General features: G+C 48.8%; 24 protein-coding genes and 1 pseudogene. 11 read left to right on the forward strand and 14 right to left on the reverse strand.

The annotated features are described in order from the left end of the window. Positions 1–271: 271 nt before the first annotated feature. A complete protein-coding gene (locus tag NC980_RS19520) occupies positions 272–2,749 on the reverse strand; it encodes a phosphoketolase family protein (protein WP_190376143.1) in 2,478 nt (825 codons plus the stop codon). Positions 2,750–2,944: 195 nt separating this feature from the next. On the opposite strand from NC980_RS19520, the gene NC980_RS19525 reads away from it, so the two are divergent. Both NC980_RS19525 and NC980_RS19530 read left to right on the forward strand, forming a co-directional pair. Then, positions 2,945–4,105, forward strand: a complete 1,161-nt coding sequence (locus tag NC980_RS19525) for a DMT family transporter (protein WP_190376144.1) — start codon at positions 2,945–2,947, stop codon at positions 4,103–4,105. A gap of 43 nt (positions 4,106–4,148) precedes the next feature. After that, complete coding sequence (locus NC980_RS19530) at positions 4,149–4,385, forward strand: hypothetical protein (RefSeq protein ID WP_190376145.1); 237 nt, start codon at positions 4,149–4,151, stop codon at positions 4,383–4,385. A 442-nt stretch (positions 4,386–4,827) separates the two neighbouring features. On the opposite strand, the gene NC980_RS19535 is transcribed toward NC980_RS19530, so the two are convergent. After that, the gene (locus NC980_RS19535; protein ID WP_190376146.1) at positions 4,828–5,511 is read right to left on the reverse strand and encodes a response regulator transcription factor; all 684 of its coding nucleotides are present in this window, start codon (positions 5,509–5,511) and stop codon (positions 4,828–4,830) included. 105 nt (positions 5,512–5,616) lie between these two features. On the opposite strand from NC980_RS19535, the gene NC980_RS19540 reads away from it, so the two are divergent. Continuing rightward, entirely contained in the window at positions 5,617–7,032 is a 1,416-nt protein-coding gene (locus NC980_RS19540; protein ID WP_190376147.1) for an ATP-binding protein, read from the forward strand. On the opposite strand, the gene purU is transcribed toward NC980_RS19540, so the two are convergent. From purU to NC980_RS19555, 3 genes are all read right to left on the reverse strand, one after another. Continuing rightward, positions 6,997–7,851, reverse strand: coding sequence for a formyltetrahydrofolate deformylase (gene purU / locus NC980_RS19545; RefSeq protein ID WP_190376148.1), 855 nt, complete (start codon positions 7,849–7,851; stop codon positions 6,997–6,999). The genes NC980_RS19540 and purU overlap by 36 nt on opposite strands. Continuing rightward, on the reverse strand, positions 7,848–8,438 hold the full coding sequence (locus tag NC980_RS19550) for a DUF4340 domain-containing protein (protein ID WP_190376149.1): 591 nt from the start codon (positions 8,436–8,438) through the stop codon (positions 7,848–7,850). The genes purU and NC980_RS19550 overlap by 4 nt, the downstream gene beginning before the upstream one ends. 77 nt (positions 8,439–8,515) lie before the next feature. Next, entirely contained in the window at positions 8,516–9,124 is a 609-nt protein-coding gene (locus tag NC980_RS19555; RefSeq protein ID WP_190376150.1) for a rhomboid family intramembrane serine protease, read from the reverse strand. Between the two features lie 47 nt (positions 9,125–9,171). Here NC980_RS19555 and NC980_RS19560 point away from each other — a divergent pair, with 47 nt between their 5' ends. Beyond that, entirely contained in the window at positions 9,172–10,278 is a 1,107-nt protein-coding gene (locus NC980_RS19560; protein WP_190376151.1) for an acyl-CoA dehydrogenase family protein, read from the forward strand. A gap of 59 nt (positions 10,279–10,337) precedes the next feature. Here the strand turns inward: NC980_RS19560 and infB are convergent, their stop codons facing one another. The 5 genes and pseudogenes from infB to NC980_RS19585 form a co-directional block, all read right to left on the reverse strand. Continuing rightward, complete coding sequence (gene infB / locus NC980_RS19565) at positions 10,338–13,385, reverse strand: translation initiation factor IF-2 (RefSeq protein ID WP_190376152.1); 3,048 nt, start codon at positions 13,383–13,385, stop codon at positions 10,338–10,340. 422 nt (positions 13,386–13,807) lie between these two features. Next, the gene (locus NC980_RS19570) at positions 13,808–14,083 is read right to left on the reverse strand and encodes a YlxR family protein (protein ID WP_190376153.1); all 276 of its coding nucleotides are present in this window, start codon (positions 14,081–14,083) and stop codon (positions 13,808–13,810) included. A gap of 68 nt (positions 14,084–14,151) precedes the next feature. Further along, on the reverse strand, positions 14,152–15,435 hold the full coding sequence (nusA, locus tag NC980_RS19575) for a transcription termination factor NusA (protein ID WP_190376154.1): 1,284 nt from the start codon (positions 15,433–15,435) through the stop codon (positions 14,152–14,154). Between the two features lie 41 nt (positions 15,436–15,476). After that, positions 15,477–15,935 (reverse strand): ribosome maturation factor RimP, encoded by a 459-nt coding sequence (gene rimP, locus NC980_RS19580; RefSeq protein WP_190376155.1) that lies wholly within the window; start codon positions 15,933–15,935, stop codon positions 15,477–15,479. 159 nt (positions 15,936–16,094) lie between these two features. After that, positions 16,095–16,232: pseudogene (locus NC980_RS19585) on the reverse strand (carbohydrate porin); the annotation flags it as partial. Between the two features lie 241 nt (positions 16,233–16,473). Here NC980_RS19585 and rpmI point away from each other — a divergent pair. From rpmI to NC980_RS19605, 4 genes are read left to right on the forward strand one after another with little or no spacing between them, the layout of a single operon-like run. Next, on the forward strand, positions 16,474–16,671 hold the full coding sequence (gene rpmI, locus NC980_RS19590) for a 50S ribosomal protein L35 (protein WP_058999776.1): 198 nt from the start codon (positions 16,474–16,476) through the stop codon (positions 16,669–16,671). A gap of 53 nt (positions 16,672–16,724) precedes the next feature. After that, complete coding sequence (rplT, locus tag NC980_RS19595; protein WP_058999777.1) at positions 16,725–17,075, forward strand: 50S ribosomal protein L20; 351 nt, start codon at positions 16,725–16,727, stop codon at positions 17,073–17,075. Between the two features lie 3 nt (positions 17,076–17,078). Next, the gene (locus NC980_RS19600; RefSeq protein ID WP_190376156.1) at positions 17,079–17,855 is read left to right on the forward strand and encodes a transporter substrate-binding domain-containing protein; all 777 of its coding nucleotides are present in this window, start codon (positions 17,079–17,081) and stop codon (positions 17,853–17,855) included. A gap of 47 nt (positions 17,856–17,902) precedes the next feature. Continuing rightward, positions 17,903–18,433 carry a tetratricopeptide repeat protein gene (locus NC980_RS19605; RefSeq protein ID WP_190376157.1) on the forward strand — a complete coding sequence of 177 codons (531 nt, stop codon included), beginning with the start codon at positions 17,903–17,905 and terminating at the stop codon, positions 18,431–18,433. A gap of 81 nt (positions 18,434–18,514) precedes the next feature. Here NC980_RS19605 and NC980_RS19610 read toward each other — a convergent pair whose 3' ends face one another. Further along, on the reverse strand, positions 18,515–20,584 hold the full coding sequence (locus tag NC980_RS19610) for a FecR domain-containing protein (protein ID WP_190376158.1): 2,070 nt from the start codon (positions 20,582–20,584) through the stop codon (positions 18,515–18,517). A gap of 470 nt (positions 20,585–21,054) precedes the next feature. Between NC980_RS19610 and NC980_RS19615 the strand changes: the two genes are divergently transcribed. Then, positions 21,055–22,380, forward strand: a complete 1,326-nt coding sequence (locus tag NC980_RS19615; RefSeq protein WP_190376159.1) for a hypothetical protein — start codon at positions 21,055–21,057, stop codon at positions 22,378–22,380. On the opposite strand, the gene NC980_RS19620 is transcribed toward NC980_RS19615, so the two are convergent. After that, complete coding sequence (locus NC980_RS19620; RefSeq protein WP_190376160.1) at positions 22,377–23,183, reverse strand: sulfurtransferase; 807 nt, start codon at positions 23,181–23,183, stop codon at positions 22,377–22,379. The genes NC980_RS19615 and NC980_RS19620 overlap by 4 nt on opposite strands. Before the next feature lie 107 nt (positions 23,184–23,290). Here NC980_RS19620 and NC980_RS19625 point away from each other — a divergent pair, with 107 nt between their 5' ends. Beyond that, positions 23,291–23,470 carry a YqaE/Pmp3 family membrane protein gene (locus NC980_RS19625; protein WP_190376161.1) on the forward strand — a complete coding sequence of 60 codons (180 nt, stop codon included), beginning with the start codon at positions 23,291–23,293 and terminating at the stop codon, positions 23,468–23,470. 74 nt (positions 23,471–23,544) lie between these two features. On the opposite strand, the gene NC980_RS19630 is transcribed toward NC980_RS19625, so the two are convergent. Together NC980_RS19630 and NC980_RS19635 are read right to left on the reverse strand one after the other, a co-directional pair. Further along, complete coding sequence (locus NC980_RS19630) at positions 23,545–24,042, reverse strand: hypothetical protein (RefSeq protein ID WP_190376162.1); 498 nt, start codon at positions 24,040–24,042, stop codon at positions 23,545–23,547. A 150-nt stretch (positions 24,043–24,192) separates the two neighbouring features. After that, positions 24,193–24,906, reverse strand: a complete 714-nt coding sequence (locus NC980_RS19635) for a rhomboid family intramembrane serine protease (protein WP_190376163.1) — start codon at positions 24,904–24,906, stop codon at positions 24,193–24,195. A gap of 121 nt (positions 24,907–25,027) precedes the next feature. On the opposite strand from NC980_RS19635, the gene hisA reads away from it, so the two are divergent. After that, positions 25,028–25,801, forward strand: a complete 774-nt coding sequence (gene hisA, locus NC980_RS19640; RefSeq protein ID WP_190376164.1) for a 1-(5-phosphoribosyl)-5-[(5-phosphoribosylamino)methylideneamino]imidazole-4-carboxamide isomerase — start codon at positions 25,028–25,030, stop codon at positions 25,799–25,801. Positions 25,802–25,953 lie beyond the last annotated feature (152 nt).

The raw sequence follows: 25,953 nt of genomic DNA on the forward strand, positions 1-25,953 counted from the left end.
GAGAAGACGCAGACAAGATTTCGGAGTAAAGGAACACATAAACGTGAAAAGCACCTCTATCCTAAGTGATAAAGATGAGCTTTAGATTAAGAGAAAGTATGAATATTCTTTAAGATATCTCAGTTGACTTGCGATCGCAAGCAGAGCGTCGAGCAAACTTGCTGAAAAATAGTTAGGTCGTGCTTAAGTTTAAGAATTTAGAGATAAGTTTTTTACACGCAGTTAGGGATCTCCGACTGCTTGAAAGAAACGGAGATCCCTGTGTTTATCCTTAGTGTCCTGCTTTCGTTGTGTCGTCGTCTCCCTGAGTCGGTGAACCGGTTTCAGTCTGAGAAATCACAGTTTTTCCAGCATTATTGCCGCTATAGTATTGCCATTTCCAATCCTCTACTTCCGGCATATCTTTCCCGTGCTGCACGATGTAGCGATTGTGTTCCGTTAGTTTATCCCGTGCGATTTGTTTGACATATGCGCCAACAGTGAGCAACTTCGGAACTCGATCGATCGCATCCTGCACCAGATGAAAGCGATCCAAATCATTCAGCACAACCATATCAAACGGAGTTGTCGTTGTGCCTTCTTCTTTGTATCCCCGCACATGCAGATTAGAGTGATTGGTGCGGCGGTAAGTGAGACGGTGGATTAGCCACGGATAGCCATGAAACGCGAAGATTATAGGCTTATTAGTCGTGAAGATTGAGTCAAAGTCACGATCGGACAATCCATGCGGATGTTCTGACTGCGGTTGTAGCGTCATCAAGTCCACCACATTGACGACGCGAATTTTCAGATCCGGGAAGTAATGCCGCAGAAAATCAACAGCAGCTAACGTTTCTAAAGTGGGAACATCCCCTGCACAAGCCATCACGACATCCGGCTCAGATCCTCGATCGTTGCTTGCCCAGTCCCAGATTCCAATCCCTGCAGTGCAATGATTAATTGCACTGTTCATATCCAGCCACTGCAATTGGGGCTGCTTTCCAGCAATGATCACATTGACATAGTGACGGCTCCGCAAACAGTGATCTGCAACAGATAACAAAGTGTTTGCATCCGGTGGCAAATATACACGAGTTACACTCGGTTTTTTGTTCAGTACCACATCAATGAAACCGGGATCTTGGTGCGTGAATCCGTTATGGTCTTGTCGCCAAACATGGGAGGTCAACAGATAGTTGAGCGATGCAATCGGTCGTCTCCAGGGAATGTGACGACAGGCTTCCAACCATTTAGCGTGTTGATTGAACATTGAATCAACAATGTGGATAAAAGCTTCATAACATGAGAAGAATCCATGTCGTCCGGTGAGCAAATAGCCCTCTAGCCAGCCTTGACAAAGGTGTTCGCTCAGCACTTCCATCACGCGCCCATCGAGTGAGATGTGATCGTCGCCTGGAAGAATTTCGCCTGTGAAAATGCGATCGGTGGCTTCTAAAACCGCGTTTAAGCGGTTGGAATTGTTCTCATCCGGAGACATCACGCGGAAATTTTGAGTGTCCTCGTTGAGCCGCATCACATCGCGTAGATATTTACCCAATACCCGCGTAGACTCGGTTTCGACTTGCCCCGGAGATTCAACCGGAACCGCAAAGCTCTCGAATTCCGGTAGTTTGAGCGCTTTGAGTAAAGCACCACCGTTGGCGTGAGGATTTGCTCCCATTCTGCGATCGCCCTTGGGTGCGAGTTCCGCTAATTCAGGAATCAGCCTTCCGGTTTGATCAAACAATTCTTCTGGTTTGTAGCTCCGCATCCATTCTTCGAGCATTCGTAGGTGATCCGGCTTGCTTGCCATTTCAGACAGCGGAACTTGGTGAGCGCGGAACGTATTTTCGATCTGAATGCCGTCAACGATTTTGGGGCCTGTCCATCCTTTCGGTGTTCTCAGGATCAGCATGGGAAACTGCGGACGTTCTTTAAATCCGTGAGTCCTCGCCTCTCGCTGGATGCCCTGAATTTCCTGAACAATCTTATCCAGCGTTCCTGCCATCAATTGGTGCATGGTTGCCGGATCATCCCCTTCCACAAAGTAAGGCTTATATCCGTAACCCACAAAGAGATGCTCTAGTTCTCGATCGCTCAATCGTGCCAAAACGGTTGGATTCGCAATCTTATATCCATTGAGATGCAGGATTGGTAGCACTGCTCCATCCCGCGCTGGATTAATGAACTTATTTGAGTGCCAACTGGTCGCCAAGGCTCCGGTTTCTGCCTCTCCATCACCCACCACGCAGCAGACGAACAAATCTGGATTATCAAACGCGGCTCCGTAGGCATGAGCGATCGAGTAACCCAACTCGCCCCCTTCATGGATTGATCCCGGAGTTTCCGGTGCAGCGTGGCTCGGAATTCCACCCGGATAAGAAAACTGCGTAAACAGGTTGTCTAATCCCGCTTCATCTTGGGTGATGTGCGGATAAAGCTCGGTGTATGTACCTTCTAGATAAGTATTCGCAACCATCCCAGGCCCACCATGTCCAGGCCCAGCAATGTAAATCACATTCAGATCGTAGCGGCGGATCAACCGATTGAAATGGACGTAGATAAAATTCAAGCCTGGTGTCGTTCCCCAATGTCCCAGCAGACGGGGTTTGATGTGTTCAACTTTTAAGGGCTGCTTGAGTAGAGGATTGTCTCTAAGATAAATTTGTCCAACCGAAAGATAGTTCGCAGCACACCAGTAAGCATTTATTTTCTGTAGTTCGTCTGGACTTAGTGGTGTAGAAATTGGGGCGGAATTTGCGACTGTCATGAGGATGATTGGATAAGGAAACCGCGCTCCAGTATCGAAAATGTTAATTAGTTTTATCTCTTCCAAAAGAAGGAATCTCAGTCAGGAAGGGTTCGTTGGGCGGGATTTGCAAGTAGGAAAGATAGATTTATGCGGATGCATTGGGAACACTATTCAAAAAGTTTGCAACTGCCGACGAACAAAGGGTGAAGTCTGATGGATCGAGAGCAACTGGATCATGCCCCCCAATCAAGCCAACTGAATGGAAAACTCGCTCCATCTCAGCAAAATCTGGATTTGCAGGAAATCGAAGACTTGCAAGCCACAAAAGCGCAACTGCAAAAAGATGTGGCGGAGTTACGATCGCAGCGCGAATCCCTGCAAACCGTTGGCAAATCCAAACTATCGAAAGCAAAACTAGGACTCTGGTTAATCTTAGTCTCGACCCTTGCGCTTTCGATTCATAACGTGATTGTGCGAATTACGATCGGGCAGCGCGTGAATGTCCTCGGTTTGTTCTCAGCAGGCGGATTCATCCAACCGACGATCGGGAACTCGCTCTTAATTCTCTGGATGCGGATGCTGATCGTAGTGCCATTAATGATGGGCATCGCAGCATGGCTTTATCCTCCTGCATGGCAAGATTTACAGCGATTGATTTTGAGCCGCGATCGTCGCCCTTTGTGGCACATCGTCGCCAGTGGCGCGTTTTTATTCCTGTCACAAGTGCTGATCTACATTGCGATCGCTCAGATCGGGCCCAGCGTGGCAGTGACGATTTTATTTATGTACCCCTTGTTCACGGTTCCTTTAGCTTGGTGGTTGTTCCACGATCGACCGACGCGCCTGCGGATTGCCGTCATGGTTCTGATCCTGATGGGCGTGATTCTTGCGGCAGCTCCCAGACTAATTGCCGCGAAAATTGGCGGGGGCATCATTGTGGCGGTGCTGTCCGGGATTGCATTCGCGCTGTATCTGATTTTGATGCAGCTTGGCTTTCGGAAAGCGCATCCCATCCCTGTGAGCGTGGTGCAATTTCTGACGGTTCTCGTATTGTCGAGCGTAAGTTTATCACTGCCGATCTCGCTGGGGGTTTCGGTGCTGCCAGATGCCAGAATGGGCTTCTTCGGAGGCGGCTTGATTTTGGGAGCGTTTACGCTGGTGGGTTACTTGGCGAATAACTTTGGGGTGCGATATATGGGAGCGGCACAGGCATCGATCGTCGCCTCTAGTGGGCCGGTGATGACCGCACTTTTAGCCGCGCTGATGATTGGAGCAACGCTGGAAGGAGTGCAGATTCTCGGTATTTTGCTGGTGACGGTCGGGGTGACTGCATTAAGTTTTGAGCGCATGAGAAAAACGACAAAATCCGCTTGATCCTGACTCGGTAGAATGAGAACGGCGTTGATTGAGAGAAACGATGCGATTTTCGGTGTCGAGTGGATCGGGACAAGTGTTGGCAAACGGTAGATTAATTATTCAAACGGATGAGTCAGGAGTGCAGCGATTGTGTTTTGAAAGCGATCGCGGCACTTTCATCGAAGGCGGCGAAATTTCTCCAGAGGGTGATCTCATTGAAGCTGCACAGGAACTCTACCGCCAGTTTTTCCGTGCTTGGGGCGTAATGGGGATTACGATGACTTCGATCGCGCCCTAGAAACCCCAGTTGTAGTTCAGGTTGTGATTACAGAAAGACGTAGCAAATACGCTTCAAAAGCCAGTTAAAGTCAATGGATTGCAGCGTTGCAAACAAAACTCAACGCTGCACAGGAACCTACAAAACTGGCTTGTTGCAAGTCGGCTCTCTGTATGCCCTAGAAATTAAGAAAGAACCTGAAATCGGCTAACAAGGCTAGACGATCGCATAAAAAAATTGCTCATAACGAATTCGCAAGAACTCACTATGAGCAGATCAGAAACTTCGGCTTAGTTCTTCACTACGATTCGATCTTTCGTTTGAATCGCTTGTGTTTCCCTTTCCCAGCGACCGAAGTCCCATGCGTCGTTTGACGCAAAGAGATTTCCCAGATTTCTCTAGAACCTAGAGTAACGGCTTAGAGTGGAAATTTTGGGTAGAAATCGGGTAGAAATCGGGTAGTTTATTTTGCTTGCTTGAGGCGATATCCGACTCCGTGTACGGTTTCAATGAAATCTTCTGGAGCACCTGCGATTTTTAATTTCTGCCGCAAGCCCTTGACGTGCGACTTAACCGTTTCTTCCGTCGGCGGATCTTGCAGCGACCAGAGCCGATCGATAATGTTCGATCGACTCAAGATTCGTCGTCCGCTTGTTGCTAATAACTCTAATAATGCGTATTCTTTCGGAGTGAGCTGCACGAACTCACCCGCATAAGTGACTTCATGGGTTCCGGGATCAATCTGCAATTCGCCCCAAGTGATCAAGGTTGGAGTGTTTAGCGTGCCTCGTCGCAGTAGAGCACGGATTCGCGCCATTAGTTCTTCTAGATCGAAAGGCTTTACCATGTAGTCATCTGCACCCGCATCGAGTCCGAGAATTTTGTCGGCGATCGTATCTCGCGCAGTTAGCATTAGAACGGGTGTAGTCGAATTGTTTGCCGCAGTTCGGAGGCGCTTACATAAGCTAATTCCATCGAGTTTTGGCAGCGTCACATCTAGCACGATGAGATCGTAAGACAGCGATGAAATCCAATTCCAGGCAGACTCGCCATCTTTAACAACATCCACTGAATAGGCGCGATCGCTTAAAGCTTCCGTCAGAATTTCTGCCAAATGCAGATCATCTTCAACAACTAGAACTCGCATATCAGGATAAAGGCTAAATCGATCGATACTTTAATACGAATGCAAGAGGCAGTTATTTTTTGCTTCTAAACTCTTTATTTTTTCTTGGTTTTTGACAATAAAAGAATGGCTTTCTTAAACACTCCAGAACGAAATTGGTTGATTGCAGGCTTTGGATTTTTGATTGCAATACTCTGCTTTAGTAGCGTCATTTCCTATCAAAATACCTATCAGCTAACACAGAGTAGTTATAAATCCCAGCAGATCTATGAAACGATTAAGGGTTTAGACGATGTTCTCGTGGAAGTTACGATCGCAGAGTCTGCAAGACGCGGATATGTCTATTTGGGAAATCAAGATGAGCTAATTCAGTATCAATCAGCAATTCAAAAAATTCCTCATAAATTCGTTCAACTACAGAAACAGTTTGATCCGAGTTCTCAGGAATCGCAAAAGCTAGGAAAAATCTACGATCTAGTATCACAAAGAATTAAGCTATTGCAGGAGTCGATCGCGCTCTACCAAAGAAATACTGAGGCGGTGCTTTACCAAAGAATGATAACTAATCAAAGTATTGGATTACGGGCACAAATTGTAACTGCGATCGCAGCTCTAGAGCAGCAACAGCAAGCGGAACTCAATCAATCGGTCGAAACGACAAGAAGAAGTATTCATGACCGAAAACTCATCGAGCTTTGGATTACGTTTTCTGGCTTTATTGCAATATTCACCTGTTTTGTCGCGCTTTATAGCCAAATTATACAAAGGCAGCAAGCAGAAACACTTCAGCATAAACTTGCCCAACAAAAAGAAGTCAGTGAGCTTAAATTGCGGTTTTTCTCAATGGTTTCGCATGAGTTTCGGACTCCGTTAAGTGTCATTCTAGGTTCGGTTCAACTTTTGATCGAGGGTAATTCAAAGTGGGGAGAAGAACGTAGACTGAAAAATCTTGATCGTATTCAAACGGCTGCACAAACGATGAAGCAGCTTTTTACAGATGTGTTAACGCTCACCAGGGCTGAAAGTGGAAAACTAGAATGCAATCCAGAAGCGATCGATTTAGAGTCTTTTTGCCTGAATTTAGTTGAAGATTTTGAGATTTCTACTGCGGGAAGCCACATTATTGAATTTCAAGCAGAACAGAAAGTCATTCATGCAAATTTAGATGAGAGGTTGCTCTACCTGATATTAAGCAATTTGCTCTCAAACGCAATCAAGTATTCTGATTCAGGAAGCAAAATCTTATTGAGATTAGATGGCACAACTGAATACATTAGATTCCAAGTACAAGATGAAGGAATTGGAATTCCAGTAGACGATCAATCCAAATTATTTGAACCGTTCTTTCGAGGGCAAAATTCAAATCATGCAGCAGGTACAGGATTAGGACTATCTGTGGTTAAGAAATGCGTAGATTTGCAAAATGGTTTGATCTCCATTCAAAGCCAGAAAGAACGGGGGACGATCGTAACAGTTGAATTTATGCGATGTGAATTTGAGCGATCTCTATCCAAAAACAACCGTTCGATTTCCATACACTAAAACACGATTTTGTAGATGTAATCTTACCGCTCTTGCAAGTACAATTCGCTCTAAGTCTTTGCCCTTGCGAATCAAATCTTTTACATCATCTCGATGGCTGACTCGTACCACATCTTGTTCGATGATTGGGCCTTCATCTAAATCTTCTGTAACGTAATGCGCGGTTGCACCAATGATTTTGACCCCGCGTTCAAAGGCTCTTTGATAAGGATTTGCACCCGCGAATGCAGGCAAAAACGAGTGGTGAATATTGATCACGTTTGGAAATTTAGCGATGAAATTCGCGCTTAGAACCTGCATATATTTCGCTAATATCACCAAATCAATTTGATATTTCTTCAAAATCTCTAACTGATTTGCTTCTTGCTGTAGCTTTGTTTCTTTTGTAATGGGAATGTGGTGGAAGTCAATATCAAACTGCTGCGCGATCGCTCCTAGCTCTGCATGATTGCTGATAATGACGGGAATCTCTGCTTTGAATTCTCCCGATCGCTGTCGCCAAATCAAGTCATATAAACAATGGTCTTGTTTACTCACCCAAACCGCAATTCGAGGCACCGTATCTGAGAAGTGTAATTGCCAGCGAGCATTCAGCGGTGTTGCAATGGCTCTAAACGCTGGCTCAATCACTTCGCGAGGTAAATGGAATCCTTCAAGCTGCCATTCAATGCGATTAAGAAATAAACCCGCAGAAAAATCAGTGTGTTGATCTGCGTGAATAATGTTTCCACCGTTTGAGTAAATGAAGTTTGCAATCTTTGCGACCAAACCTTTTTGGTCGGGGCAAGAAATTAAGAGTGTTGCAGTTGGAGTATTCATTGAGGAGAAGCAGTTGGAGTCACTGAAGGAGAAGGTTTTGGTTGGTCGCGTTTCCATTCACTTAAAGGTCGATCAACCGCATTTTGAAAATTAATTGGAACTAGCAATACCGAAAGATCTTGATTTATATCCGCAGGTGGATCAACTAAAGCATAAAGAAAATTGCGATTAAAATTTGGCTTGCCAATTACTAAACGATGATTTTTCTGATTGCTGAGTTTAACATCAACCGTCGCCGATGGCTGATCTAAACCAAATTCAGATTTTCTGGCAGCAGGAACGTTAAAGGTACGATCGCTTTTCCCCGCCGTGAGGAGATTGAGGAGAAAAGCGATCGAGCTTTCATTTGCGGGCGCAACTTCTGGCTTTCTCAATGTCCAGATCGGTGCTTTTTCAAATTCCAATGTTTGTTTTGGAGTTTTCACGGTGAAGGCTTGAATCTCTTGTTCTTTAAAATTGAAAAGCGGTTTCTCGTCTGCCTTTGCTTCATCAATTTGAGCCGGTTTTTTTGACTCGGTGTAGTAAACAAAACCACCAAGCGCCAAAGCCGCAAGTACAAGAGCTAACGAAGTGCGCTGAAATTTCATAAGCGATATCAAATCACCGCAGCTATTTTAGAAGATTTCGCTGTCCGATGGCTCAATTAGGAGGAAAACAGCCCAAGCTATTTCAGAGAACTCAAGACATGAGTAAAAGCCTCTCGAAGTTGTGGTAAATATCGAGCCGCAAAGATTCCGCCTAGAAATCCAAATAAATGTTCTTCCCAGGAGATCCGTCGATGAATCGGTAACAAACCCCAAAGAAATTTACCGTGAAAAAATGCAGTAAAAACTAGTAGCAGAACATTGAGAGCATTACGATCGAAAAATGCCAAAGACATCAAAAATCCCAAATACCCAAACGTCACGCCGCTTGCACCAATATGAACGGTACGATCGCGCCCCAACAACCATGTCCCTAGTCCGCTCGTTAATGCAACGGTTGCCGTGATTGCACCAAAGTTTTCAGGATTTTGCAGCACAATTAGTCCGCCATAGGTAAGAAATGCGAACGAATTGCTGTACAGATGCCCCCAGCCTCCATGCAAAAATGGTGCAAACGCTACACCCCACAATCCCATCCATTCACGCGGACGTACCCCAAACCGATTTAGCGACCTACGTAAAATTAGAAGATTGACGATCGACACAACCCAAGCCAACAGCAGCAGATATCCTAGAATTTTGGCTTGACTCAACCCATTCATCAGCGCAGTTTGGCTAAGATCGTTCATAAATAAAAAATTCGGAATTCAGAAACTTAATCTCTCACATTTTCTACATGGAAACGCCAACTCTTCTGGAAACCGCAGATATCTATTTGTGGAATACGATCGCCCCCATTGCTAATCAGCTTGACGAAGATGTGGAGCTTCTACGATCGGCGCTACGAGGATTAGGAGATCGGCATCTTCTCGCGCTCCGAGTTCCTAAAATCTATAACGGTGCAGAATTGGAGAATCACTTGTTCCACTCGTTTCAAGAGCAAGTTGCGCGATTTTCAGGAGCATTGGCATTTCTGCAAACTCAGCATCAGAGTGCGGGCGCGATTTTATCCAAAAGCAACAATGAAGACCTGAAACAGGCTTATCTACCTTACCTGGCGACGGGTGAAGCATTAGTGGGAATTGGATTTTCGCATCTGCGACGACATGACAATCCACCTTTAAAGGCGGTACCTTTGGCAGGCGCAAGCGCCAACGAAACCAACAGCGGCTATCAACTCCACGGTCACATTCCCTGGATTACTGGATTCGGCTTTTTTGAAACCGTTCTAGTTGCAGCACTGCTTCCCAACGGTCAAGCGGTCTACGGCATGATTCCCTTTACCGATACGGCGCAAAATTCCGGTGGTTCAATTCGCTTTAGTAAGCCGATGCAGCTTGCCGCCATGAGTGCTACGAATACCGTCACCGCAGAAGTGACTGAATGGAATTTAGAGGCTTCAGAAGTGGCGTTTGTGGCTGAGGCGGGATCAATTTTTAAGAACGATCGCATCAATGTTCTCAATCACAGCTTCTTTGCGCTCGGTTGCGCTCAGGCTGGACTCGATATTGTCAGCCACGCTCAAGAAACGAAGCCTTATTTGTCGATCGCGCCTGCCTATGAAACGCTTCTAGAAGAATTAAAACTCTGTCGTGATTTTATTTATTCAGCTCAGGAGCAGAGTTTTGAGGAGCGATTGAACTTGCGAGTTTGGGCGATCGATCTAGCGATGCGATGTGCTCATGCAGCAGTAGTCGTGTCGAGCGGTGCGGCAAATTCTAAGCAGCATCCCGCGCAGCGAGTGTATCGAGAAGCGCTCGTATTTTCGGTGGCAGGTCAGACAACCGCGGTATTGGAAGGGACGCTCGATCGCATCTCTGCAACCTCACGCCGCCATCGGTAGAGTCAATTAACAAAAAACTCCCGAATCTACGATTCGGGAGTCAATCAAACTACAGATAGTTATCGAGCAAGCGTTCGGCGCTTCGTGACCATCTTGTAAGCTTCAAGAATATCGCCTTCAGCCCAATCCTTAAAGTCGTCAAGACCGATACCACACTCGTAACCCGAATTCACTTCTCGCGCATCTTCCTTCATCCGCTTCAGCGAGTCCAAGTTGCCAGAGTAGATCAACTTACCGCCGCGATGAATCCGAATTTTGCAGTTCCGCACGAGCTTACCAGACTGCACATAACAGCCTGCCACAGCCCCACGGCCCACCGGGAACACGGCTCGAACTTCCGCCTGACCCAATGCTTCTTCCACCAGTTCCGGTTCCAGCAGACCTTCCATTGCGCCCTGAACATCATCCAGCAATTTGTAAATGATGTTGTAGTCGCGCACATCTACGCCTGCTCGATCGGCAGCTTGACGCGCTCCCGGAGCCAACGTGGTGTTGAATCCGATAATCACGGCATCACTGGCAGCGGCTAGGTCAACGTCTGTTTCAGAAATCTCACCTGGAGCCGAGAATAGAACCCGTACCTGCACTTCGTTCTGAGGCAATTGGCTTAATGCACCTAAAATTGCTTCGATCGAACCTTGCACATCGGCTTTCAGCACCAGATTGAGTTCCTTGAGCTCGCCCTCTTGCGCCTTCGCTGACAGGGTATTCAAGCTGACTCGGCGCGAAGACATCGCCGCCAACAGTCGAGAAGTCCGTTGTTCATCCGCACGATCAGAAGCCGTTGCACGCGCTTCTTTTTCGTCTGTAAACACCTGGAACTCATCGCCCGCTGCTGGAACATCGCTCAAACCAAGGACTTCCACTGCAAACGAGGGACTTGCAATCTGAACACGATGACCGCGATCATCCACCATTGCTCGAACTTTACCCAATGCCGAGCCTGCAACCAGAACATCACCAATTTTGAGCGTTCCGTTTTGGATCAGCAAGGTGGCAACAGGGCCTTTCGCCTTATCCAGATGCGCTTCGATCACGGTTCCTCTCGCGGGTCGATCAGGGTTCGCAGAAAGGTCTTCCACTTCCGAAACCAGCAGAATCATCTCCAGCAGCGTATCGAGGTTATCACCTGTTAAAGCGCTTACTGGGACCATAATCGTGTCACCACCCCATTCTTCCGGGACGAGTGCGTATTCGGTTAGCTCTTGCTTAACGCGATCGGGCTGTGCCCCTTCTTTATCGACTTTGTTGATCGCCACGATGATTGGCACTTCTGCCGCTTTCGCATGGCTAATCGCTTCGACGGTCTGAGGCTGCACACCGTCATCTGCCGCAACAACAAGAATGGCAACGTCGGTAACTCGCGCCCCACGTGCTCGCATCGCGGTAAACGCTTCGTGCCCTGGCGTATCTAGGAACACAACTTGCTGAATTTCGCCGTTGTGCGGCACGTCAACGTGGTACGCCCCGATATGCTGGGTAATCCCACCTGCTTCTCCGGCCGCAACTTTCGTTTTCCGAATCGAGTCGAGCAGCGTTGTTTTCCCGTGGTCAACGTGACCCATGATCGTAACTACAGGCGGACGACGATGGAGGTAATCCAAGTCACCAGCATCGATCATCTCGGTTACTTTCTTCGCGGCAGCTTCTTTTTCGCCTACTTCAACCAAGATGCCATACTCTTCCGCAACCATCGTCGCGGTTCCCGCATCCAGCATTTGTGTAATGGTGGCAGCGATGCCCTTCATGAAGAGCTTGGTGATGATCTCAGTCGGAGAAACAACCAGCAAGTTTGCCAGTTCTTGAACCGTCAACCCGCCTGTAAGCGAAATAATCTCTGGACGCTCGGCTTTTTCGGTTTCATTGCGACGATCGCGGCGATCGCGGAAGTTATTCCGTTTCCGCTGGGTCGGAGCAGCAGTGGCAGCAGGTCTAACTTGCTGTTGCCCTGGTAGACCTTTAGGCTTCGCAGGTCGAGCCAGCGACAAGCTGACTTGAGCAGAACTAACGGTTCCATCCTCATCTTCATTGAGCAAGTCGAAGTCATCTTCGTCGTCATCCTGGATTTTGGGCTGCCCCCGCCGCTTACCTTTGGCGAGCTTGGCTGCTTTTTCAGGAATTTCTTGGACTTCTTCTTCCTCATCCTCCCAAACTTTAACGCGACGCTTTGGTGGGGTCGGTTTGTTCAACGTTAGGTCTGGCGCACCTGCCGCTGCTGGCTCAGGAGCGACTGGCTTGACGGGGCGCGATCGCAGCACCGGAGCGTCTTGGGCCGCGCCCTCTTCCGTAGATACCGGCTTGGGTCGGCGAAGCTCAACGATTTGCTGAGGTTTTGCTTCTCCCGGTTTAGTCGGTGCACCGGGTCGCTTATTAATTGCGGGACGCTGCGCTTTTTCGCCTCTAGAATCGCGTGAAGGCGGGCGATTTTCCGAGCGGCTATCTGTTCCCTCGCTAGGGGTGGACTTGTCGCGCTTCAAGACAGGCTTACTGATCGTTGAAACGGGACGAGCTGGGGCAGGCGAAGCTGGACGCACAGGAGCTTGAGCCGGAGGTTCTAGGGCTTGAGCAGGTGCAGGCGCTTTGATCGCTTGCGGGGGCACAGACGGTTCGACTGATTTTGGCGCGATCGATTGCGGAGCTGGAGCCGGTTCATCAGCTTTTGGTTCCGAAGCAGCCGGACGCTCTGGCATAGGGCGCGTCGGACGTGGTGGCTCGGCAGATCTAGCAGCGGGCGGTGACGCTGGGGAAGGTTGGGGCGGCTGTGGGGGGGTACGGAGTTCCGATGATTCCGAAGCGGCGGTCGATCGCGTAATGGGGCGACGAATTTCTAAGATTTGCTGTTTCTTCTGAATATTCAAGGGCGTTTTCTTTCTTGATTCAACAGATTGGGAGTTTGATGGGCGGTTAGAGGCAGTCTTGGCCGGAGAGGGCTGGCTGGCAGCATATTTCTCAGCAGCCGCACGGATTTGTTCCGTTTCGGTTTCTGTGATAGTACTACTGTGGCTCTTGACCGCGATATTTAATTGTTCGCAGATTGCGAGAATGTCTCGATTGTCTAGATTCAATTCTTTGGATAGTTCGTAAATTCTGACTTTGCCGTTGTTCATCCACTCTTCCCTCGTACGATCGTTGGTGTTACATAGTGACCTTCTGTTTTGACTAAAACGACAGGTTTATTGGGTTATTGCAGTTCATCTGCACTGGTAATCTTGAAGAAGATGTTATCCCCTTGGTTGAATGGTAGCTTAGAAACGAAGTCCCCGATAGGTCAATCGGCAGATTGCTCAAAAAAATAATGCCACGAGTCCTTCATAAAGCGGAGCCATCGCGTCGTGTTAATCGTTCTGAGTTGCTGGTGATGAGCCACCCTCCCTAAATGTCATGTCTGAGTTGCTCTGAAGCAATAAAACTGAAGAGAGGATACAGATAACATCTCAGAGCAAGGGACAGCAGATCTCCTACGATAGAACGGATTAGGCAGGCTAATCGATTCTAGAAAGATTTTGATTAGCGAAGTTAGCCACTAGATCTAATATAGCTCAGGTTGCGTCGCGTGAACTTCTACTTGCTTTTGCTGCAAGTGCTGATAAAGTTCGGTGGGAACTGTGGCTTTGAGGGCGCGACTGAGGCGACCTTTTTTTTGTGCCGCCTGAATGCAGCTTGGACTGGGACAGAGATAAGCCGATCGTCCCATCCCGGTATTGATCGCGATTTCGTGGGACGGGTAAAGTCGCACCACTCGAAGAAACTCTTCTTTCAATGCGACTTTACGGCAACTAAGACAGCGACGATAATTCGGTGGCATGAAGCAGAAGCTAGGGAGCAGGATTATGTTAACTTTTCTTGCTGGCAGAAGCCTACTCCCGCCTCGCATTAAGCCTGCTGTTCTTCGAATTCCGTCTCCAAAGCTGGTGCAGTTTCCTCTTCTTCGTCGTAGAATTCCTCGTCCTCGTATTCGTCAACCGGGGGTTGGGATTGACGACGAGCTTCGATCACGGCTGCAATTTTCTCGGTTTCAGCCGCCGCATCGTATTTGCGGCTATCTTTGATGTCGATCTTCCAGCCAGTGAGACGAGCAGCGAGGCGGACGTTTTGACCTTCTTTGCCGATCGCTAAGCTGAGTTGATCTTCTCCCACTAAAACATGCGCCTGACGACCTTCGGGATCAACGAGGCGAACCTCATCGACGCGGGCTGGACTCAGTGCGTTGGCAATGTAAGTAGCGGGATCAGGTGACCAGCGAATCACGTCAATTTTTTCTCCTCGCAGTTCGTTGACTACCGCTTGGATGCGAGAGCCACGCGCTCCAATGCAAGCACCTACAGGATCAACATCGCGTTCCAAAGTGTCTACGGCGATTTTAGTGCGAGGACCAACATGGCGCGAGGGCGGATTTGCTTCACGGGCAACTGCTACAATCCGCACAACATCATCTTGGATCTCAGGCACTTCGTTCTCAAACAGGTAGACGACTAAGCCTGCATCCGCTCTAGAAACTAGCAATTGCGGGCCGCGATGAGAGCCTTCGCTGACTTTCTTCAGATACACCCGGAAGGTAGCATTAGCGCGGTAGTTATCGTTGGGTAGCTGGTCTCGCTTTAGTAATTCGGCTTCAACTTCTGGCTGACCAAATCCGCTGACGACTGCCATGATGACCGATTGACGCTCAAACCGCAGCACTCGCGCTTGTAAAATTGTGCCTTCTAAATCCTGGAATTCTTCTTGAATGAGTTTGCGCTGTTGGTCTCGGAGCTTCTGCGCTAAGACTTGTTTGGTTTGAATCGCTGCCATGCGACCGAAATCACCTTGATCCGGCGTGACATCCAGAACAACTGTATCACCCGTTTGCGCTTCAGCGGCGACTTCTTGAACCTCAGTAAGAGAGATTTGATGATCCGGGTTTGTGACTTCTTCGACAATCGTTTTGGTTGCCAGTACGCGGAAACCTTCTTCTTCGACATCGAGTTCGACCTCGAAGTTATCGAAATATTCTTCGTCAAATCCATCGCCATCGATGCGCTGAGTGCGGCGGAAACGCTCATAGCCTTTTATCAGGGCTTCTTTGAGCGCTGCTTGAACCGAGAGCTTCGGTAAGTTGCGTTCACGGCTGATGCCGTCGATCATGTCTTTGAGTCCGGGCAAAGCGACCATTGACATAGAAAATTCTCCGTAAATATTGAGTTGTCGAGCAAAACGAATTATTCTTCGCTTTCGGTTAGTTGAACGCTTGACACGATCGCTCTTGGCAGTGCGATCGTGCGTCCTTTTTTGCTGATATAGACGTTCGTTTCGTCACGCCGAATCAGATTGCCTTCCCAGTAAATGTGGCCTTGAAACGGTTCAGACGTTGTGATTAGTGCTGGAAACCCCCGGAACGAGATAAATTCTCGATCGCTCGTCAAGGTTTTTGGGATACCGGGACTGGACACTTCGAGGACATATTGATCCGGGAGCAAGTCGTCCAAAAGCGGCTCCAGCGCCCGACTCATGCGTTCACAGTCATCCAGTCCCGTATCGTCCTGCTTGTTTCTCACGTCGATCCGCAGCACGGGCGGACTTTGATTCGTTTGAAACACAGCATGAACCACTTCAAGATCGATCGACTCCGCCACCGGAGCCGCCACTTCCAAAATTTGAGGAATCAAAGGATGCGCCATCGAACCACTTCTCCAAATAAAAAAAGTGGGACAACTGCCCACTTCTCATGAAACGACTGATTTCATGGAGTTCGGTTAAACAGAAAATTGCTGTTCTTCCTTGTCCATTTTAGCGAAAAAATCTAGGGTGGCTCGTTTTTTCCACAAGCCACCTTAGCCTTAGAACGTGAATGTCGAGCGAATTACAGGCACGACTACAGTTCCATTTGCACTGATCCCTTCAGGATTGAAGATCGCGAATACACCCGGCGTAATGCTGAGATTATCGTTAACCCGGAAGTTGAAGAAGCCTTCAAGTAGAAGAATGCTGTTGCGCCGGTCGTGATTAAACTCAAAGAACCTGCGACACTAATCCCTTGCATTGCCTTAACAGAACAGGCGTGACTTCGGAATTGACTGGGACTTCAGTAGCACTCAGGTTATGTAGACGCATTTTTTTAATGAGCCAAATTAATACAACTGATTGAGCTGCAATCAGTTTGCTCTAAATCTGAAATTCGTAGTAAGATTGAAAGCTGTGTCGAATTAGAGCAAACCCATGCCGAAGCTGAAAACCCGTAAATCTGCACAAAAGCGTTTCAAAGCCACAGGCGGCGGAAAGATCCAGCGCCGTCGCACTCATGGAAATCACCTTTTGTTTCACAAGAGTATGAGCCGCCGCCGCCGGATTGCAGGCGGAGATTTAGTTAACGAGCGGGATGAAGCAAACGTTCGGTTGATGATGCCTTATCTGTAAGGGTGGACTCAGGCACAATCTCACAAAAAAATTAGTTAAGGAATAGTTGAAACATGGCACGGGTGAAGCGCGGCAATGTAGCTCGAAAACGCCGCAAAAAGATTTTGAAACTCGCAAAGGGCTTTCGTGGCTCTCACTCTCGGTTGTTCCGCACCGCAAATCAGCAAGTGATGAAAGCGCTCCGCAATGCGTATCGCGATCGTCGCAAGAAGAAACGCGATTTTCGTCGCTTGTGGATCACGCGGATCAACGCGGCAGCACGTCAGCAAGGCATCAGCTACAGCCAACTCATTGGTAAGCTGAAGAAAGCAGACATTCTCATCAATCGCAAGATGCTGGCGCAACTGGCGGTTCTTGATCCAGCCGGATTTGCAAAAGTCGTCGAAAAGGCAGTTCAAGCCTAAGGTATGCGAAAGCGATTCGTCGCAGTTCTAAGTTGGTCATGGGTGGGGGCGCAGTGGTTTGTGTCCCCATCTTTGTTTGCGGCAGATTTACAAACGATCGTTCAGCGCAATCGTCTGATCGTGGCGGTAAAAGATAATGTCCGTCCGCTGGGATTTCGCGATGCTCAAGGCAGGCTTCAAGGCTTTGAAATTGAGATCGCGCAGCGTCTAGCACAAGCATTACTTGGACGACCGACCGCGATCGAGTTTAAGGCTGTGAGCAATCGCGATCGGCTGTCGGCTGTCACCGGCGAAACCGTTGATTTTGCGATCGCTCGTGTCACTGTCAACGCTTCTCGCGCTCGAATTGTTGCCTTCAGTGAACCGTACTATCTCGATGGAACCGGGATTATTACAAAAAGCGCAGCAATTCAAGCTCAGGGAGATTTAACTAATCAAACGATCGCCGTTTTGAACAATGCCAGCACGATCGCAGCTCTGCGCTATCAGTTTCCCCAAGTCAAGCTCATCGGTGCCGAGTCCTACAGTGCAGGGAAACAGTTGATTGAATCAGGACAAGCGATCGGCTTTGCGGCAGATGTCAGCGTTTTAGCAGGATGGGTGCAGGAATTTCCTGAATACCGCATCCTACCGTTCCGGGCTTCAACCGAGCCGTTAGCGATCGTATTTCCCAAAGGACTCGAATCCGACGAGCTGCTCCGCCGGGTGGATCAACTCCTGCGCCAATGGAAATCCGAAGGTTGGTTACAGCAGCGTGCTACCTATTGGGGTCTCCCTTGAGATACCCTGAAACAGAAGCCTTAAAATTTGCGATCGACAAAACTCCTATGGACAGCATAGCCTCCCCAATTCTTTACATTTCCCTTTTGCTGGTTTTGCTTAGTAGCGCCGTCTTTTTTGTCGCTCGGCAAGTCCTCAAAACTCGTCGCGTTGAGAGTGCCTTTACTCGCCTGCAAAACAAGCTGAGCAAAGAGAAAGGCACAGCCGAAGAGTATTACGAACTCGGCAGCATTCTGCTCGACAAGCGGTTATTTACTCAGGCGATCGCTCAATATCAGAAAGCGATTAAGCTTGAAACGCTCGAAGGTCAAGATCTTGCTGCTGTGTATAACGCAATGGGATTTGCCTACTTTGCTCAAGAACAGTACGACCTAGCGATTCGTCAGTACAAAGAAGCGTTGAAACTTTTGCCAGAGTATGTCACGGCGCTGAATAATCTCGGTCATGCCTATGAGCGCAAACAATTGGCAGCTCCAGCGCTGGAAATTTATGAGCAAGCGTTAGAGCTTGAGCCGACTAACCAAACTGCAAAACGACGTGCTGATGCTTTGAGAAAGCGGCTCGTCCCGTCAGCGTAAAGTTCGTCAGCGTAAAGTTATCGAAGAATAAGAAGAGGGCGATCGTAAGTAACGATCGCCCTCTTCTTGTTCTCAGTTCCACTATCTGGAATTCTGAACTGGCTGTGGAGCAAGTGCTGGAGGCGTTTCAGTCGGTGCAGACGTTGGAGGTGCTGGTGACTGAGTTGGCAACGGGACTGGAGGCGTTTCAGTCGGTGCAGGCGCTGGTGGCTGAGCTGGCGACGGGATTGGAGGCGTTTCAGTCGGTGCAGGAGGCGTTTGATTGTTGTCTAGAACTGGTGGAGTCGGTGGTGTTGGAGACGGAGCAGGCGGATTGCTGAGCGGAGGTGGTGTTGGATTACCCACTGGATTGGGTTGCGGCTCAACTACTGCACCTGGCAATGGCGTATTGTCTAACGGCTGCCGAGGAGAAGTAGTTGGGCTAATGACGGCTGGAGTGGGTGTTGATGCAGGATTAATCGGTGTGTTGGTTGTCGGAATTGGGTTGGGATTGGGAGCAGCGATCGAGCCAGCGGCAGGAGGAACTATCTCGCTGCGAGCCGGACTCGTGACAGCCCCACTAGAGGGACTAGACAAAGTGCTGGGAGTTGGATTGGGGACGACTGCTGGGCTAGGAGCAGGGGTGACTGGTGCGCTGGGAGTTGGAGAAGCGATCGCTCCAGTAGGAGGATTAGGATTAGCTGGGTTGCTGGGAGTAGCAACCGGGCTTGGGGCGGGAGTGTTTGAAGTGCCGGGAGGCGGACTCACGATCATTCCAGGAGGATTAGGATTAGCTGAGTTGCTGGGAGTTGGATTAGGGCTGGCAGGAGTGTTTGGAGTGCTGGGAGTTGGAGAAGCGATCGTTCCAGTAGGAGGATTAGCTGCGCCGCTGGGAGCCGGATTTGAACCACCAGCCGTGCCACCGCTTGGGAGGATTGGGGGAGCGGGTGAATTAGGGGTTGTAGGAGTCGTACCAGATGGAGTGGACAAATTAGAATTGCCTAAGCCAGGGGGACGATTAGGAGCAGAAGTCGCGCCGGAGGACGGGTTGGAATTGGTCGAAGGGGTGCCAGTGGGGGACTCTGGGGGGACTGGTGTTCCAGCACCACCTGAAGTTTCAGGCAATTTAACTGCACCTTGAATTGGAGACTGATCAATGACTTGTCTTCCACGGGGCTGCGTACTTGTCGTGGTTGGATTGCCCGTTTGGGTTCCCCCCGTTGGTTGTCCATTGGGTGATGAGCCTTGCGAGGTGCTAGCAGAGTTCGTCTGAGGTGCAGTGGTAGGTTGGGTTGAGGCTGGTGTTGCTGGCGTTGATGGGGTGGTACTGGAGCTTGTACCATCACTGGGCGAATTACCAGGAGCTGCCGCTGGCGTAGAAGGCTGAGCCGGAGTCGTGACAGTTGGTGCTACTGGAGGGGATAGCTGCACCATTCTGGGGTTCTCAATCACAGGTCCACTCAGCGGCTGGTGTTCCTTTAGAGCCTGAGCAGTCTCAGCTTGTACGGCTGCAATACCTGGATCTCGGCTAGGCTGACCTTCTCGACGCTGCAAATCTAAGCCGCGCACAATATCACTCGTTTCATAGAAACGGTTCATATCAAAATTGAATAGACGAATGCCAAGCGGATCGACGATCGCCATTTGTCCCGCTTCTAGTGGCAGCTTGCGTCCGGTCGTATTGTCCAGGATTTCCATTGGACCACCAGGGTTGTTGGTCAATGCACCCACTACCGTCGTTTCTGTCTGCTCATCGTATCGGACAAATAGGGCTGAGCCACGGACTCCGGCTGAAGCGTTGGGAGTGTCGATCGTGGTCCGTCCCTGTCCTGGCTTGATCAGCAATAGCACGGTGCCGTTTGTCAAGCGAAAGTTCCGGGTTCCAGGCACAAAGCGGAAGACTGCCATTTCTCCGACTCGTGCCCAAGAACCGTCGTTGAAGCGCAGTCCGACCCGTGAAGACCTCATTGTATGAAGCGCATCCTCTGGTCGCATCATTTCTGACAACACAGCATCGCGAGCAGGTTGCCCCTTGGGAACGAATTGAACTCGCCTCACAATTTCCCGGATTTCAGCAGAGGTAAGTGGAGTTAGGGCATAGGCAGTACCGCAGGATGCAGCACCCATTCCGAGTAAGAGTGACGTGATTGCGAGGAACAATTTGCGAGACATAGACGCTCCAAGAACAAGAGGACAGAAAGCGCATCAGCGCGATCAGAGGCGGGTCAGCCTAGAACAAGTTCAACCCAGTTCTACTCGTATGAGATGATTAAGTGAAAATACAGATTTACCTCTTCACAGATACTTTACACACTAGCGGGAAACTTTAGAAAGTTTCTGCTCAAGCTTTAAAGAGACTTCATAAAAAATTCAGTAAAGATACTAGCATCTATCGTATGTGCAACAGTGTATGAGAATTGGCCGGAATTTCTAGGATAGCGAGTTGAAATCAGCCTGAGTAGGGATGCAGATTGGTGGACGGGGCAACTGTGAAACGATTGATATTGAGACATTTTAGAACTTCGACGATCCCAAGTGCGGCTCTAGAGAATTCCTACGGGAAGCAGAGATCGTGCAACTCTCGCTCTTACTTGATCGCTCAGATCTGCTTTTGGCTAATCCTAAGCTCTGCAAGCAAAGGATTGTGTAGTTTTATACCAGGAGGATCCCTGGCTTCAGGACAGTCAGCAGCGACTTCTGAGTTAACTGCATCGAGATCGCTGACTCCACCGCCCTTGGAAAAGTTGCCGACGGAACGATCAGCTGTCTCAAGTTTTTCTCATCAAGCAAAAGATTTAGCACCCTCTAAGCAAAGTGCGACAGACCCAGTTCAGACCGCTTCTCGATCGGAAGTTGTATTAAATCACACTAGCCAAAAGGCGCTGCCAGAGTCTCCGGGGATCGTCGCGAATCGCTGCTGGCGATCGCTCTCCGCGAATTGCACCTACACGACAAGCAGGATTCGCATTGGTGCAACTTCACAACCTCCGGCACAGGGTGAAGAAGTCGCACAAGCTGAACCAAGCAGCCCCGATGCTGAGCTTGGAGATTTGCGAATCACTCCGGCTCCAGATCCAGAATTGGGAGACTTAAAAGTTCAACCGATCGCCGCTGACCCGCCTGTTGGAGCCAGTGATCCAGAATTGGGAACGCTACGAATTCAAGAGCGCACAGTACCAGAGATACCGATCGCTCTGCCAAACCGTCCTCGTCAGCCCTCTGCTTATCTGCTCTTACGTACAGATTATTTCAACTCGTCAAATGTGTTTTCAGACGTGGAGCCGATCAGTGATGGCTTGCTGCGGACTGGGCTGACCTTTTTTTATGCGCCTCCGATCGGTTCTAAAACCTTCCTCATCACCTCTTTTGATGCCAATTTGATTCGCTATGGCAGACTTGGACAGTACCGCAGTATCAATGGAAGCATAGAGTCATTGAATTATGATGAATTGCGGTTGCGGGCGGGAATCTTTCATCGGATTACGCCACGGTTGTCTGGCGAGATCGGTTGGAGCAATCAGAAACTCTTTACATCTGCGCGAGGACTACAACAATTTTTTAGCGGACGGGAGTTTTTTGGAGACAATTCTTTTCGGGTCGAATTGAGCCGGCAAGATACATTATCGCCCCGGCTTTCACTGAATACGTATTATCAGTTTCGTTGGAGCTTTGCCAATCCCGACGATCGCAGCCGCATTCTAAATTCTTTGATTACAACGTTGGGCTACAGTGTTTCACAAAAGCTCCAGGTGGCGATCGATTATCAGTTCACTTGGTCACATTTTACTCAGCAAGCGCGGGACGATCTGTATCATCAACTCCTGGGGCGTGTCACATACAACCTGACTCCACGGACTCAAGTTAATTTGTTTAGTGGGTTTAGCTTTGGGCATTCCTCCGATCAACGGATTGATTTCAATGGCTTTCTGTTTGGTGCTGGAATTGTCTTTAGTTTGCCGCTGTTTTAAGCCTGATACGAGCACCAATCACTCCAACTTCCAGGATAAAGTTTGGCGCGATCGCATCCCGCTGCTGTAAGCGCCAATAGATTGACGCAAGCGGTGACACCCGAACCGCAATACACCAAAATTTCGTCTTTTGATTCAAAGGCTGACCACCGATCGTTGGGAGTTTTTAGGAAGCCGCGATCGTCAGTGACGAATTGCCACGGATAATTCACTGCGCCGGGAATGTGACCTGCAATCAGATCGATCGGCTCTCGCTCTCCGCGATATCGTTCGGGTTCGCGTGAGTCGATTAGCGCCACATTAGGTGAGTCTTTCTTGGCTTTTACTTCTTCGATATCGACGATCCGATCTGTCCGAATTTGAGGCGTGAATTGACCAGGTTTGACGGCAGGTTCGATCGTGGTAATCGGATAGTCTGAGTTTTTCCAATTCGAGAATCCGCCATCCAAAACGACAACGCGATCGTGTCCCAGGTAGCGCAACAACCACCAAAACCGCGCTGCAAATCCAAATCGCGAATCATCGTAGGCGATCACTAAGGTCGAAGGCGTGATCCCCATCGCTGAAAGCTTGGCGGAAAATTGATCAACATCAGGAAGCGGATGCCGTCCTCCATGTCTTTGAACTGGACTGGACAAATCCTGATTGAGATCAAAGTAGTAGGCACCTGGAATATGCCCCGATTCGTACTGTTGCCGTCCGAGTTCGGGTTGCATCAGCGCAAATCGGCAATCCGCGATCGCAATGTCAGGATCGTCTAGATGCTGGAATAACCAGTTTGCCGCAATCGTCACGTCAGACATGAGTTTAACTTCTGAGGGTTTTCAGATCCTACCTTTGAAGGACGGCGATCGTGCTGGAGTTCAAGAGAATAAAGAGGAACAGTTAAAAATGAAATTAGAGAATCCCTATGAACTTTTTGCGTTTAGTGTTTGCAATCGTACTCCCGCCTGTTGCAGTTTTTATGACTTCTGGCGTTAGTTCTGCTTTATTCATTAATATTTTGCTGACTTTGATTGGTTGGGTTCCGGGCGTGATCCATGCGGTTTGGTACCTCCAAAAAACTGATGAGCGTCGTGGCGCATACTAATAGGTTGTGTAGAAAAAAAGACGTTCGATCGCATGGTGTGATCGAACGTCTTTTTTAATGCAGTCCGGTGAAATTTAGTTATTTGGAGTCTTGACGGTTTTTGCCATTTCAAGAAACGAACCCATATTTGCACCCGGACGGCGACGAGAATTCGTCGGCTTGGGTACTAAATGCTCTGTTGCAAAGCTTACGGTCGGCTGTGGCAGATTCAGCGGGTTTGCTGGAACTGGCTTTGCTCCATTGGTTGAACCATTCGTCTCAGCGATCGCGACAGGTTCGGCCTCGGCAGGTTCAACCTTGGCAGGATTTGCTTTCACTGACTTAGGTGCGGCAGTTGCTGCTGTGGTTTCTTTTACACCTTCAGCAACAGCATTCGCGGTCGATTTTGCGGTCGCTTCTACCGTCGCAACAGCAGATTTTGCATCTTCAAGTTTCGGGGTTGCTGCTGGTTTTGCTGCTTCCGCCTCATCGAGTTCCATAAAGTAACCCGATTTCTTTGAACCAAAGATACCTCCAATAAAGGAGAGAATACCGCTAAAGAGATTTTTAATTAACTTAATGACACCGCCCATTGAACAATACTCCTGGGGTTGCTGCTGAATCGTTATGCTGATGGTTGCTTATCAGATGGATAAGCGCATGATAAAGTAGTCGCTTTAACGATTATCCGCTTGCGATGCGACCAGATGCAACCCTCAGTTTAGATTTTTAACTCAGAAGTCTTAGGGTGAGTATCGCTTTTCGGGTCGCGAAAATAAGCCCAACAGCGGCCCTAAAATTGCACCAAATACAAATCCGCCTGCGTGCGCCCAATACGCCACACCACCGCGCTCCATGCCAATGTTAGTGGGAACGCTCAAGCTGGCAACGCCATAAAACGCTTGTTGAATAAACCAAATACCGAGATATGCCCAAGCTGGAATGCGAAACGGAAAGAAAATAAATGGCGGAATAATCGTTGTAATCGGCACGCCGGGAAAGCGAAGAATATAGGCTCCCATTACGCCTGCGATCGCGCCACTGGCTCCGAGCGATGGAATATTAGAGTCTGATGAGAAAAACCATTGCGCCAATACTGCCAACACACCACAACCGATGTAGAAGATCAAAAAGCGAATGTGACCTAAGCGCTCTTCAACGTTGTTGCCAAAGATCCATAGAAACAGCATATTTCCAGCAATGTGAGCAAATCCTCCATGAAGAAACTGAGACGTAACTAGGGTGATCCACTCTGGAAACGGTTGATATCGGAGTGTTTCGCCGAGTAGACTTGCCGTTAACTCACGCGGCACGACGGCCCAAGTGTAGAAGAAGTTTTCTAGTTGAACTGGCGTGAGACTTAACTGATAAAGAAACACCAAGACGTTTGCCGCAATAATTCCTAAAGTGACATAAGGAGTGATGCGGGTTGGATTGTCGTCGCTGACCGGAAACACAGTTTATCCCCAACTTATAATTTTAGTCAGAAGATAACGTCTTTATTTGAGGCTGTCTGTTGATCTGAAGACAGATCTATGCGTAGGATTTGGGATGCTCTGTCTTTGGGGAGACTAGGAAATGGAAGTGATTCCCGCGATCGATTTACTCGATGGGAAATGCGTTCGGCTGTATCAAGGGGACTACAATCAGTCGCAAGTCTTTAATGATGATCCGGTTGCAGTGGCGCGTCAGTGGGCGAATCAGGGCGCAACGCGATTGCATTTAGTGGATTTAGACGGGGCAAAAGTCGGACATCCGGTGAATTTAGCGGCGATTCGATCGATTGTCGAAGCGGTTGAGATTCCGGTTGAAGTCGGTGGGGGATTGCGCGATCGAGATGCGGTCGCTGCTTTGCTTTCAACGGGTGTGAGATGGGCGATTTTAGGAACGGTTGCCGTTGAGAAGCCAGAACTGGTAGCGCAGTTGTGCGGCGAATTTCCAGAGCAAATTATTGTGGGGATCGATGCTCGCAATGGCAAAGTTGCAACGAAAGGATGGCTTGAGACTTCGGAAGTGCTAGCGACTGATTTAGCAGAACGCATGGCGCAATTGGGAGCCGCCGCGATTATTTACACTGATATTCAGCGGGATGGAACGATGCAGGGGCCAAATTTGGCATCGCTACGGGATTTAGCCTCGATCTCTGCTATTCCGGTGATTGCGTCGGGTGGAGTTAGTTCGTTGACGGATTTGCTGAGTTTGTTAGCATTAGAGCCACAAGGAGTCACGGGTGCGATCGTCGGTAAAGCGTTGTACACCGGAGATGTTTCGCTAACAGAAGCAGTTCGTGCGGTGGGTCAAGGACGCTGGCAAGATATTCCGCCTGATTTTGGTTCGTCTGCATTTGCATAGGAGCAGCAATGGGAAAACACAAGAAGAAATTGGCGAAGAAAATTGCCAAGAAGGTGGTTCATAAGTTGACGAAAAAACTTCCGAAAAAGATTGCCAAACAATGGGTCAAAAACTCTGTAAGACATCAAATTGATGTTGCTTTAGAGCGCTGA

The organism is Leptolyngbya sp. AS-A5 (assembly GCF_039962495.1).
GTDB lineage: Bacteria > Cyanobacteriota > Cyanobacteriia > Leptolyngbyales > Leptolyngbyaceae > Leptolyngbya.

Coding starts and splice junctions, on each gene's coding strand:
- rpmI (WP_058999776.1), top strand. CDS start 16,474: ATGCCGAAGCTGAAAACCCGTAAATCTGCACAAAAGCGTTTCAAAGCC.
- hisA (WP_190376164.1), top strand. CDS start 25,028: ATGGAAGTGATTCCCGCGATCGATTTACTCGATGGGAAATGCGTTCGG.
- NC980_RS19555 (WP_190376150.1), bottom strand. CDS start 9,124: ATGAACGATCTTAGCCAAACTGCGCTGATGAATGGGTTGAGTCAAGCC.
- NC980_RS19535 (WP_190376146.1), bottom strand. CDS start 5,511: ATGCGAGTTCTAGTTGTTGAAGATGATCTGCATTTGGCAGAAATTCTG.
- nusA (WP_190376154.1), bottom strand. CDS start 15,435: ATGTCAATGGTCGCTTTGCCCGGACTCAAAGACATGATCGACGGCATC.
- NC980_RS19620 (WP_190376160.1), bottom strand. CDS start 23,183: ATGTCTGACGTGACGATTGCGGCAAACTGGTTATTCCAGCATCTAGAC.
- purU (WP_190376148.1), bottom strand. CDS start 7,851: ATGAATACTCCAACTGCAACACTCTTAATTTCTTGCCCCGACCAAAAA.
- rplT (WP_058999777.1), top strand. CDS start 16,725: ATGGCACGGGTGAAGCGCGGCAATGTAGCTCGAAAACGCCGCAAAAAG.
- NC980_RS19560 (WP_190376151.1), top strand. CDS start 9,172: ATGGAAACGCCAACTCTTCTGGAAACCGCAGATATCTATTTGTGGAAT.
- NC980_RS19570 (WP_190376153.1), bottom strand. CDS start 14,083: ATGCCACCGAATTATCGTCGCTGTCTTAGTTGCCGTAAAGTCGCATTG.
- NC980_RS19520 (WP_190376143.1), bottom strand. CDS start 2,749: ATGACAGTCGCAAATTCCGCCCCAATTTCTACACCACTAAGTCCAGAC.
- NC980_RS19625 (WP_190376161.1), top strand. CDS start 23,291: ATGAACTTTTTGCGTTTAGTGTTTGCAATCGTACTCCCGCCTGTTGCA.
- NC980_RS19605 (WP_190376157.1), top strand. CDS start 17,903: ATGGACAGCATAGCCTCCCCAATTCTTTACATTTCCCTTTTGCTGGTT.
- NC980_RS19550 (WP_190376149.1), bottom strand. CDS start 8,438: ATGAAATTTCAGCGCACTTCGTTAGCTCTTGTACTTGCGGCTTTGGCG.
- infB (WP_190376152.1), bottom strand. CDS start 13,385: ATGAACAACGGCAAAGTCAGAATTTACGAACTATCCAAAGAATTGAAT.
- NC980_RS19630 (WP_190376162.1), bottom strand. CDS start 24,042: ATGGGCGGTGTCATTAAGTTAATTAAAAATCTCTTTAGCGGTATTCTC.
- rimP (WP_190376155.1), bottom strand. CDS start 15,935: ATGGCGCATCCTTTGATTCCTCAAATTTTGGAAGTGGCGGCTCCGGTG.
- NC980_RS19610 (WP_190376158.1), bottom strand. CDS start 20,584: ATGTCTCGCAAATTGTTCCTCGCAATCACGTCACTCTTACTCGGAATG.
- NC980_RS19600 (WP_190376156.1), top strand. CDS start 17,079: ATGCGAAAGCGATTCGTCGCAGTTCTAAGTTGGTCATGGGTGGGGGCG.
- NC980_RS19540 (WP_190376147.1), top strand. CDS start 5,617: ATGGCTTTCTTAAACACTCCAGAACGAAATTGGTTGATTGCAGGCTTT.
- NC980_RS19530 (WP_190376145.1), top strand. CDS start 4,149: ATGCGATTTTCGGTGTCGAGTGGATCGGGACAAGTGTTGGCAAACGGT.
- NC980_RS19525 (WP_190376144.1), top strand. CDS start 2,945: ATGGATCGAGAGCAACTGGATCATGCCCCCCAATCAAGCCAACTGAAT.